This window comes from Streptomyces sp. MA5143a, from assembly GCF_900290235.1.
Classification (GTDB): domain Bacteria; phylum Actinomycetota; class Actinomycetes; order Streptomycetales; family Streptomycetaceae; genus Streptomyces.
This window is the reverse complement of record NZ_OLMK01000063.1, coordinates 169,035-179,040: the sequence shown is the minus strand read 5'-3', so window position 1 is coordinate 179,040 and position 10,006 is coordinate 169,035. Positions and strand designations below refer to the sequence as shown.

Sequence of the window (10,006 nt, the reverse complement as noted above, 5' to 3'; positions counted from 1 at the left end):
GGCCGGACGGGACCAAGAGGCTCTCGACCTGTACGAACGGGTCCTCACCGATTCCGAGCGAATCCTGGGACCCAACCACCCCGACACCATCGACGCCCGCAACAACATCATCCGCGCCCGTGAAGCTGCGGCAGCTGCACAGCAAGCGGATACAGCAACTCCATCAACCGCCCCCGACTGTCAACCTCCCTCAGCCAATCCTAAGTAACGGATCAGATGCTGCTCTGCCACACCAGCCACCAGGGCGCAGTAGCAATGAGTGTCTAACTGCGTGACAACGGCGGACGACTTCGGACAGCTGCGGACCGTCAGCGCAGGTGAGAGCCGGGCCACCAGCCCAAGCAGACAGCCCCGCCCAAGTTGGTTCGGGACGAAGAAGCCGTGGTTTCAAATCCCTGCCACCCGACACGGGTCAGAGGCCCATCCAGGGAGATCCCGGGTGATGACTAGAGTGTCGCCATGCTGCAGCTACCGCCCGGCCGCCCCGAGGACGAAGTCACAAGCAGGGAAGAGCTGGTGGCCTTCATCGCCCAGCTCCGGGACGACTTCGTGGAGCGGGGCGAGCAGTGGGAGAACGCCACCCTGGACCGCTTCTTGGATGCGCTGACCGCCTGGATCGATTCTTCGCCCAGCTGGTACCGGAACTTCGACCAGGAAATGCCGGCCAACGGCGACTGGACTCTCTTTGCTCGTGCGCTGAGTGCCGCAATCGTCTACGAGTAAGCAGCCACGCCCCCTGCACCAGATCGATCCTCAGCACCCGCACCACAAGCGCACCAGATAGAGCGGGGAACACCGGGGAACAACGGTAAAAGCAACAAAGCCCAGCAGAACCCCGCCTCCACTGTTCGCCCAGGTCAGCGCCCGATCCGGCCCCAAATGCCCGCAGCTTCCCAAGCTGATGTCCCTACAGCTCAGTACGGCCGCGGAATCTCGTGCTCCCCCAACGCAGCCTCGTACCGCGCCAGCAGAGCATCCAGGTTCGCCAGAAGAAGGCTGGCGGAGTCCCGAGCTTCCTCCAGGTCTCCTCGCTCGCATGCCTCCACCACCTCGGCAACGTCGCTGCGGAGGATGTGAAGGGAGTCGCCCTGTACCAGGACCCCGGGGAACCGTCTGCCGGGCATGCGAATCACGGCGTCGTTGCCGCCGTCTGTGAACAGCTCGGCCTCAATGCGCTCCATCGGACCATCCAACCTGACATCACCAGCTGACATCAACGACCGTGGATGTAGACGGCCTTGAGCGATCACACACGTCATGGCGGTAGGACTGCGAGGGCCGTATCAGAGCCGCCCGATCGAACTCCTAAAGCGGGTGTCGCAGGTTCGAATCCTGCCGGGGGCACAGCGCGTTACGGCTCTGAACTGGGTTCTTCCCCAGGGAGGGCTCCTGCTCGGCCTCGGACTCCTCGTCCGGGGCCGTTTGCGTGAGCGGAACGACGTCCTCATCGGTGTCGGCACGATGCCGAGGTCGCGATGGACCTGGTCGAGGGCGGCTCGGCCCGGATACGGTCGGCGGTCAGTGCCGTGCCGGCCGTCGCGCGCCGCTCGACGGCGGCGCGACCCGCGCAGGCGACCGACATCCTGGTGACCGCCGACGTGTCGGGCTCCTTCTTTTCAGCTGATCTTCCGCGGTGACTGGCCGGTTCCGTATGTATCCGACCCCAAAAGATTGAGCTTTCAATATCCTCCCGGTGCCGCCCTACCGCGCAACCGCTGTGCATCGAGCGGTGGAAGGACTGTCCCCCATGCTCCGAGCCCGTCGCACATCTGCCCTGGCATGCCTCGCGGCCTTGCTGGCCGTGCTCACCCCCACCTCTGCCTCCGGGGCCGCACGGACCCCGTCGGGAGAGTCCCCGGTAGTACGGACCACCGCCGGTCCGGTCCGGGGTCAGAACACCGCCGAGGGGCGGCAGTTCCTCGGCATCCCCTACGCCGCCGATCCGGTCGGCGCGCTGCGTTGGCGACCACCGCAGCCTCACCCTCTCTGGGAGGGCGTTCGCGAGGCCACGGCGTTCGGTCCGCGCTGCCTGCAAGGCACGAACTCCCAGCAGGGCACGTACACCGAGAACTGCCTGAACCTGAACGTCTACACGCCGACGAGCCCGCGGCGGCTGCCCGTCATGGTGTGGATCCACGGCGGCGGCATGATCCAGGGCGGCGGCCGGGACTATGTCGCCGACCGGTTCGCCGCGGACGGCAACGTCATCGTGGTCACCATCAACTACCGCCTCGGCGCCTCCGGCTTCCTCACCCTGCCCGGTGCGCAGAGCAATTACGGCCTGCTCGACCAACAGGCGGCGCTGCGCTGGGTACGAGCCAACATCGCCCGCTTCGGCGGCGACCCGCACGCCGTCACCATCGCCGGGGAGTCCTCAGGCGGCCGGGCCGTGTGCTCCCAGCTTGCCTCGCCTACTGCGCGCGGGCTGTTCCGGGCCGCGATCAGCCAGTCGGCGTCCTACCGCGACTGCGCCGCCATCCCCGTCAAGAACGCCGAAACCACCGGTCGCGCCTTCGCCGACGCTCTGGGCTGCGCTGACACCGACTCGCAGGCCGTGCTGGACTGTCTGCGCACCAAGACCCCGCAGGAGGTCCTCGCCGCGCAGTCCGGCCGCGCCTGGGGGCCCATCGTCGGCGACCGCGTCCTGCCTCAGCAGCCCGCCGAGACCTTCGCAGCGGGTCGGCAGGCCAAGGTGCCGGTCCTCTTCGGCACCACCCGAACCGAAGGGCGGTACTTCGACTACTTCGACTTCGACGGCAAGGGACAACCGCTGACGTCCGAGCAGTACCCCCAAACCATGCGCGGCTGGTTCGGTGAGGACATCGCCGACGAGGTGCTGGCACGCTATCCGCTGACCGACTACCCGACCCCGACACTCGCGCACGCCGCCGCCCGCGGCGACCGGGACTACTCCTGTCCGACCGCACGCGTCAGCCGACAGCTCGCCCAGGGCGCTCCGGTGTACCAGTACGAGTTCGCGGACGTGACCGGCCCGCCCGCCGAGAACCTCCGCAACCTGAACACCGACTACGACTTCGGGGCCACGCACACCAACGACCTCCAGTACCTCTTCCGGCACCACGGACGCGAGGCGCCGTTCAACGCCGAGGAACGGCAGCTGTCCCGCCAGATGATCCAGTACTGGTCGTCCTTCGTCTCCCACGGTGTCCCTCGCGCGTCCGGCTTGCCCGACATGACCGACCAGCGGGTCCGGCCCGGCGAGGTGACAGTTCTTCAGACCTCGTCGGCAGGCGGCCCACGCCCGTCCGCTGATTTCACCGCGGCCCATCACTGTGCCCTGTGGGACGCCGCCGCGGCCACCGGCTGAACCCGTGGGAGGCAGTGGCCCCGGGATGCGGCCGAACGCAGGTGGTCCCGAGGCCGCGGGTATGGCCCCGATACCCCAAGTCGGCGGTGGCGGGCGTAGTCATGGCTACTGAGGCGAATCCGCGCTGCCGCTGATGCGGTGACCGGAACGATCCGCGGAGTTGACCTGGTGGATCCGGTCGGCCGGCCCGGCAAGTGGCAGCCAACCGGCAGACGTTTCCGCACAGCACGGGGCAGGGTCGGTCTGCCGGAGGCCTCGCTTCCGGCAGACCGACCCACTCAGTGGCCCACGGGCCTCACTTGCCGTAGTACGCGTTGTGGACCGAGATCGTCGACCTGTTGCCCTTCTTGTCGGTGATCTTGGCGCGGAGGGAGACGCCCTTGCCCTTCGCCGGGTTCCTGACGGTGATTTTCCCGTTCCTGACGTCGGTCTTCGTCCAGGTCCTGCCGTCGTCGTATGACACGTACGCCGTCAGCGACTTGAGGTTCCGGCCTGCCGCCGCGCCCTCGACGGTGACCGGGTAGGTAACCGTCCTGCCTGCCGGGACGCGGCTGTCCAGGCCGACTGGGGCCTTGAAGCGGACCGAGGAGACCGGGAGTTCGGTCACGCCGGACGTCGGCCGCTTCGAGTGGAACGTCCAACTCGCGTCGACGCGCGTGGAGGCGGCGTGGACCTTGGCGCTCCGCCTGGCCGAGGTGGTCAGTGTGTAGTCGGCGGCGCCGACCGGGACCCTGAAAGTGACCTTGCCGGTGAGTGGGTCGGTGTTCGAGCCGAACTTCCCGCCGTTCCGGTACAGCGTCGTCCGTACCGAGGTGAGGTCGGAGGACGCGTGATGGCCCTGACCGTCGGCGAAGAGCGAGAGGTCGCCGTAGATTCCCTCGGAGGTGTGGAAGAGGCCTTGGTACTCGTCGCGTATCGCCCGTGGCGCGAACACCGCCGTGTTGAACCGCTTCTGGTAGGTCCTGCCCCCGGTGAGCTTCTTGTAGGAGCTGGTGTCGGCGGACGCATCGTTGAGCGGCACACCGTCCGGGTCCTGCCTGCCCGAGTGCTGCTCGAAGGCGAAGTAGTACTCGGCCCCCTCACCGGTCGACAGGTGCAGCGTGCGGGTGGCGGGCAGCTTCTGCGGCACCGGAGTGTGGAGGCCGTAGCCGAAGGGCACGTGGACGGTCAGACCGAGGGCGCCGGTCTTGCCGGGAGCCGAGGCACCCAGACCGGCCTTCACCGTGGCGAGCTCGCTCGCCTTGTAGTGGTGGACACGATCTCCCAGGACCTTCTTCGTCTCGCCCCCGCCGACGATGTCGTACTCGGTGTCGCTTCCCCTGGTCCACTGCCCGGACCAGGTCTGTACGAGGCCGGAGTCCATCGCCGGGCCGACATGCGCGAGCCGGATGTCGGAGAACGAGGGCATCTCGACTCCGAACCACACGTCCGCGGGCAGGTACTCGTAGGACACGAGGGCCTGGAGCGGCTTGGCCTGCGCGTCCGGCACCGTGATGTCGGCCGGCCGGGTCCTGTTCAGGTCGAGCGTGATCGTCGTGTTCCTGTCGAGGTTCAGCACGGGCCGGGCCAGCCAGTCGGCGCCGCCCTCGGTGGAATCGAGGTCCTTCATGCTGAGCGAGTCCAGGATGTACCGGTCCTTGGGGACCCGGAAGGTGACGGTGTCTTCGGTGGACACGTTCGCGTAGCCGCCGCTGCCCCGCGTGGCCACGGACAGCGTGGTGAGGTGGACAGGGTGCTGTCCGGGGCGGTTGACGAACTTCAGCGTGAGGTCGTACGCCTCGGTCTCGCGCTCGACGCCGACCGCGGTGCGGACGGTCTGGCCGTCGCCCGTGGCACTCACGTAGGCCGAGTACCCGCCGTCGAGGTCACCGCCCAGCTTGGTGTTCACGGTGACGTCCACGGAGGCCTCGCCGCCGGCCGGGACGGTGACGTGGTCCGCGCCGGTGGTGAAGAAGCCCGCCGGGGCGGCCTGTCCCTTGGGGTCGTAGGCCGTGGTCGACAGGGTCAGCGTGACATCCTTCGTGCCGAGGTTGCGGTACGTCAGCTTCCTGGTGACCGGGGTGTCGTCGGTGTGCGGCCACTGCTGGACCGGGAAGTTCACCGAGGTCGTCTTGGCGACGACGCTCTGGTCGATCGCCTTGTCGACCTGGATCCGGCCCGAACCCTGCTGGTTCGGCGTGTACGCGCCGCCCTTGGCCGAGCCCACGAGCACGGCCTTCAGTTCGCTGAAGGTCCAGTCCGGGTGCTGCTGCTTGAGGAGGGCGGCGGCGCCCGCGACATGCGGGGTCGCCATCGACGTACCCGAGATCGACACGTACCCGGCCGGATTCTCGCCGTACTCCTTGGCGATCTCGCTGCCCTTGGCGGAGGCCGCGGTGATGCCCACGCCCGGCGCGGTCACGTCCGGCTTGATCGCGCCGTCGGCGGTCGGGCCACGGCTGGAGAAGTCCGCCAGCCGGTCGGTGCCGTCGACAGCACCGACGGTGAGCGCGTTGGCCGCGCTGCCCGGGGAGCCGACGGTCTTCGCGCCCTGCTCTCCCTCGTTGCCCGCGGCGATGGCGAAGAGGATGCCCTTCTCCTCGGACAGCCGGTTGACCGTGGCTTCCATCGGGTCGGTGCCCGGAGTGTCGCCGCCGCCCAGGCTGAGGTTGACGATGTCGGCGCCCTGCTCGGCGGCCCACTCCATGCCCGCGATGATGCCCGAGTCGTCGCCTTCGCCCTCGTCGTCGAGGACCTTGCCGTTGAGGATCTTCGCTCCGGGGGCGACGCCCTTGTACTTGCCGCCCGACAGGGCGCCGGTTCCCGCGATGGTGGACGCGACGTGCGTGCCGTGCCCCTGGTGGTCCCTGGTGGTGGCGGCCGTGCTGAAGTTCTTGGCGGCGATCACCTGGTCCTTGAGGTCCGGGTGGCTGGTGTCGATGCCCGTGTCCAGGACGGCGACCTTGACGCCCTTGCCGTCGTAGCCCCGGGCCCAGGCGGCGGGTGCGCCGATCTGCGGCACGGACTTGTCGAGGCTCATCTTGCGGACGCCGTCGAGCCAGATGTGAGAGATGCCCGAGGCCACGGCGTTCCCGTGAGTGAGGGCGTGCCACAGGTCGGGCGTCTCCTCGGCGGACGTCTGGACGGAGTCCAGGTTCAGGGTCCTGAAGCCGTGGCGGAGGGTTCCCGCGTCCCGGACGTCGGCCTTCGCGGTGCTCGCCGTGCCCGTGTAGCCGACGATGACCTTCACACCGTTCCGTTGGCTCCTGCGGTTGGCCGCCTTGTCGAGCTCGGTGATGTCGAACAGCCGCTGGTCGAGTCTGCCGCTCGCGATCATCTGGGCCGCGTCCGTCGGTACGACCAGGGTGTGGCCGTCGACCCTCCGCATCTGCACGGGGACGCGCTCACGTCCCTTGGCCCGCTCCATGCCGACGACCCGGCCCTTGGCGTCCACGATGACACGGTCACCGGTGACGAGGGTGATGCGGTGCTTGCCGGTGGCGTCCATGCTCTTGGCGGCGGCCGGTACCGCCGTCGGCACCGGTGTCGCCCGTGCCGTGCCGGTCAGTCCCGCGGCGAGGGCCGCCACCGTCATCGCGGCCGTTGCCGCGCACGCGGTGTTCCTTCTTCTGCGCAAGGTTCCCCCAGGTCCGTTCGGTCGGGTGCAGTGACCGGAGTGACGGTAGGAGAGCGAACGCAGGACTGTTCGTCGGCTGTGCGACAACGCCGTATCGATTCCGATGGAGAACCTACGGCCGGCCGTTACAAGCCCAGGTCAGACGGCGGGTCGACCGCGGACCTGTGACAGGGACTCCTGCGGGAGCAAAACCGGCCCGCCCCGGAGAACGGCGGGCGTGCTCAAATATCCCCCGATGAGCCAGCGGTTGTTACCGGATGACCTGGCAGTCCGACGGAAGGAGTGGGGGATGCGGCTTCGCCGACTCGCGCCGTGCGCCGTGCTGACCGTCTTCCTGACCGCCTTGCCGACCGGGTGCGGCGGGGTGAACGGCGGCGTCCGGGTCGAGGGCCCGGCGCCGACGGCGATCCCCTGGTCGGGGCCGGTCTATGTGGCGGACCTGTACGGGCGGGCCTGGCAGCGTCCCAGGACGATCGAGCTGACCGAGCTCATCTCCCTGGACCGGTTGACGTGGCGGGACTGGGGCGCGCCCAAGCCGCGAGCCACCGGCGAGGCGTCCTGCACGGCCGGCTGCTCCGCGGGCCAACCCCGCAGCTACCCGGTCCAGGTCGTCCTGAGCCACCGGGTGCGGCGTGCTTCCGTGGCTTACTACGGCGAAGCGACCATCACACCCGTCCATCCCCCCGCACCACTCTGGGCGACGGGCTTCGACCGCCCGGAGACCCTGAACCTGCCGGACGGCTGACGACGTCACGGAGCTGACGGGAAGACGACCGCCGGAGAGGAAACCCATGCACGAAGTTCTACTCGTCGAGGACGACGAGCTGATCCGGGAGGCCACGCGGCTCACCCTGGAGGAGCGCGGCTACCGGGTGCGGACCGCGGCCGACGGCCTGACCGGGCTCGCGCTCTTCCGGGAACGCCACCCCGACGTGGCCGTGCTCGACATCATGCTGCCCGGCCTGAACGGGGTGAGCCTGGCCGGCCGCATCCGCGAGGAGTCCGGCGTCCCGGTGCTGCTGATCTCGGCCCGGAACGACCCGGTGGACGTGGTGCTGGGCCTGGAAGCGGGCGCCGACGACTACGTCACCAAGCCCTTCGACGGCCCGGTCCTCGTGGCCCGCATCCGCTCCCTGCTGCGCCGCGCGGCCCCCGCCGGGCAGCGGACGCAGGACACCCGCCTGGGCTTCGGAGATCTGGTCTTCTGCCCCGTCTCCCTGACCGCGCACAAGGACGGGAAGCCACTCGCGCTGACCATGACCGAGCTGAAACTCCTGCGCGAGTTCGCAGCCGCCCCGGGGGCCGTGCTCTCCCGGGACCTGCTCCTGGAGCGCGTCTGGGACTACGCCTGGTCCGGCGACACCCGGGTCGTCGACGTCCACGTGCAGCGACTGCGCGCCAAGATCGGCCGGGAGCGGATCGAGACGGTGCGCGGCTTCGGCTACAAGCTGCGCCCATGAGGCCGCCCGCCTTGAACGTGGGGGCGAAGGTGGCCCTGGCCGTCGCCGCCGCGGCAGCGTGCGTGGCGGGTTCGACCGGGGTGCTGGTACACCGGATCACCGCCACCGACCAGCTGGCCACCGCCCGCTCGGGACTGGACCGGGAGCTGGTGAGCGCCGCCCACGACCACGCGGCCGGACGCAGCTCGCCCGCCGCGATCGACCCGCCCGATCTGCCCCGTCCGGTGGCGCGGGCGGTGCGCCATGACGTCCGCGTGACCTACCTGCACAACGGTGGCGTGCATCCGGTGCTGTGGGCGGCGACCCGGGTCTCGGACCGGAAGGTGGTCGCGGTCTCCCGTTCGTACGCCCCCGAGCAGCGGTCCCTGACAGCGCTCGACCGGACGCTGCTGACCACGGGCACGGCCGCCACCATGCTGGTGTCCCTGACCGGGCTGTTGCTGGGCGTGCGAATGGGAGGCCGGGCGACCGCAGCCGCGCGTACGGCGGAACGCATCGCCGAGGGCGACCTGGACGCCCGGCTCCGTCCCCAAGGCCGTGATGAGATCGCCCGGCTCGCCGCCTCCGTCAACGCCATGGCGGACGCGCTGAGTGCGCGGCTGGAGGCGGAGCGCCGGGTGACCGCCGACATCGCCCACGAGTTGCGCACACCGGTCGCGGGCATGTCGGCGGCGGTCGGCCTGCTGCCGCCCGGACGGGCGTCGGAGCTGGTGGCGGGCGGCGTGCAGAAGCTGCGCGGGCTGGTCGAGGACGTACTGGAGGTAGCCCGGCTGGACGCCCGGATCGCGGTGGTGGACACCGAGCAGCGGGAGGTCAGCGCGATGGCACGGCGAGCGGTCGCCGGACTCGACGAGGTGCGGGTACGGGTCGCGGCGGACGCGGTCGTGGCAACCGACCCGCGCCGCGTCGAACGCATCCTCGCCAACCTGGCCGCCAACGCCCTGCGGCACGGCGGCCCGCCGGTGGAGGTGGAGGTCGACGGCCCGGTCGTCCGGGTCCGCGACCACGGCTCGGGTTTCCCTCCCGACCTGCTCGCCGTCCTGCACACCTCCGGTCCCCAGCGCTTCCGCACCGGGTCCTCGACCGGCGGCACCGGCCTGGGCCTGACCATCGCGACCGGCCAGGCCCGTCTGCTCGGCGCCCGCCTGGCCTTCCGCAACCATCCGGAGGGGGGCGCGGAGGCGGAACTGCGGCTGCCGACGGAGTGTGGTCCGCCACGGGACGTCCCACAGGCGCCGAATGCGTGAGCGGACGGCGTAGAAGGAGCCGCCCTGAGCCGGATGGCCGGTCCTGCCGCGCGGCGCCGGCGCCTGGCGCGCGATGTCAGCCTGGTGCCAGATCAGGGTGAAGGGCGCGGCTACACCGAAGCCGCCGTGCAGGCAGAACGCCGGCCTGATCCGTTCACGCCAGAACCTGTGGGCTCTCGCTGGTCGGATTCCGGCCGACGGGGAGGGGCGTGCGGGATCAGCCTGCCGGACGGATGGCAGACAGTACGCTGAATCCAGCGGGATCGGGCCGCGCTTGGGGCCGTCGCCATTCCACGACGCACTCACCGGCACCCCATGGCTCCCACCCACCACCCTGTGAATGAACACCATCAAC

General features: G+C 69.8%; 8 protein-coding genes and 1 pseudogene. 7 read left to right on the top strand and 2 right to left on the bottom strand.

Features of this window, described 5'->3' with window-relative positions; genetic code table 11:
* Both SMA5143A_RS26155 and SMA5143A_RS26150 read left to right on the top strand, forming a co-directional pair.
* Positions 1–208: tetratricopeptide repeat protein (locus SMA5143A_RS26155; protein ID WP_146193956.1), on the top strand; the 208-nt coding region annotated here is incomplete at its 5' end.
* A 251-nt stretch (positions 209–459) separates the two neighbouring features.
* Positions 460–723: a DUF7660 family protein gene (locus SMA5143A_RS26150; RefSeq protein ID WP_107465287.1), complete on the top strand. Its 264-nt coding sequence runs from the start codon at positions 460–462 to the stop codon at positions 721–723.
* Positions 724–914: 191 nt separating this feature from the next.
* Here the strand turns inward: SMA5143A_RS26150 and SMA5143A_RS26145 are convergent, their stop codons facing one another.
* Positions 915–1,181 (bottom strand): DUF6959 family protein, encoded by a 267-nt coding sequence (locus tag SMA5143A_RS26145; protein WP_107465286.1) that lies wholly within the window; start codon positions 1,179–1,181, stop codon positions 915–917.
* Positions 1,182–1,463: 282 nt separating this feature from the next.
* On the opposite strand from SMA5143A_RS26145, the pseudogene SMA5143A_RS43125 reads away from it, so the two are divergent.
* Positions 1,464–1,589 (top strand): annotated as a pseudogene (locus SMA5143A_RS43125) (NAD(P)/FAD-dependent oxidoreductase); the annotation flags it as partial.
* Positions 1,590–1,747: 158 nt separating this feature from the next.
* A complete protein-coding gene (locus tag SMA5143A_RS26140) occupies positions 1,748–3,328 on the top strand; it encodes a carboxylesterase/lipase family protein (protein ID WP_107465285.1) in 1,581 nt (526 codons plus the stop codon).
* A 295-nt stretch (positions 3,329–3,623) separates the two neighbouring features.
* Here SMA5143A_RS26140 and SMA5143A_RS26135 read toward each other — a convergent pair whose 3' ends face one another.
* Positions 3,624–6,902 (bottom strand): S8 family peptidase, encoded by a 3,279-nt coding sequence (locus SMA5143A_RS26135; RefSeq protein WP_107465284.1) that lies wholly within the window; start codon positions 6,900–6,902, stop codon positions 3,624–3,626.
* Between the two features lie 331 nt (positions 6,903–7,233).
* Between SMA5143A_RS26135 and SMA5143A_RS26130 the strand changes: the two genes are divergently transcribed.
* The 3 genes from SMA5143A_RS26130 to SMA5143A_RS26120 are packed head-to-tail and all read left to right on the top strand — an operon-like array spanning position 7,234 to position 9,651.
* On the top strand, positions 7,234–7,689 hold the full coding sequence (locus SMA5143A_RS26130) for a hypothetical protein (protein WP_107465283.1): 456 nt from the start codon (positions 7,234–7,236) through the stop codon (positions 7,687–7,689).
* Between the two features lie 46 nt (positions 7,690–7,735).
* Positions 7,736–8,404 carry a two-component system response regulator CseB gene (cseB, locus tag SMA5143A_RS26125; protein WP_107465282.1) on the top strand — a complete coding sequence of 223 codons (669 nt, stop codon included), beginning with the start codon at positions 7,736–7,738 and terminating at the stop codon, positions 8,402–8,404.
* Complete coding sequence (locus SMA5143A_RS26120) at positions 8,401–9,651, top strand: sensor histidine kinase (RefSeq protein WP_107465281.1); 1,251 nt, start codon at positions 8,401–8,403, stop codon at positions 9,649–9,651. The genes cseB and SMA5143A_RS26120 overlap by 4 nt, the downstream gene beginning before the upstream one ends.
* Positions 9,652–10,006: the final 355 nt, after the last annotated feature.

What these genes read in the sequence shown, in the direction of transcription:
- SMA5143A_RS26145 (WP_107465286.1), bottom strand. Translation starts at nt 1,181, where the DNA reads ATGGAGCGCATTGAGGCCGAGCTGTTCACAGACGGCGGCAACGACGCC.
- SMA5143A_RS26135 (WP_107465284.1), bottom strand. Translation starts at nt 6,902, where the DNA reads ATGACGGTGGCGGCCCTCGCCGCGGGACTGACCGGCACGGCACGGGCG.
- cseB (WP_107465282.1), top strand. Translation starts at nt 7,736, where the DNA reads ATGCACGAAGTTCTACTCGTCGAGGACGACGAGCTGATCCGGGAGGCC.
- SMA5143A_RS26150 (WP_107465287.1), top strand. Translation starts at nt 460, where the DNA reads ATGCTGCAGCTACCGCCCGGCCGCCCCGAGGACGAAGTCACAAGCAGG.
- SMA5143A_RS26140 (WP_107465285.1), top strand. Translation starts at nt 1,748, where the DNA reads ATGCTCCGAGCCCGTCGCACATCTGCCCTGGCATGCCTCGCGGCCTTG.
- SMA5143A_RS26130 (WP_107465283.1), top strand. Translation starts at nt 7,234, where the DNA reads ATGCGGCTTCGCCGACTCGCGCCGTGCGCCGTGCTGACCGTCTTCCTG.
- SMA5143A_RS26120 (WP_107465281.1), top strand. Translation starts at nt 8,401, where the DNA reads ATGAGGCCGCCCGCCTTGAACGTGGGGGCGAAGGTGGCCCTGGCCGTC.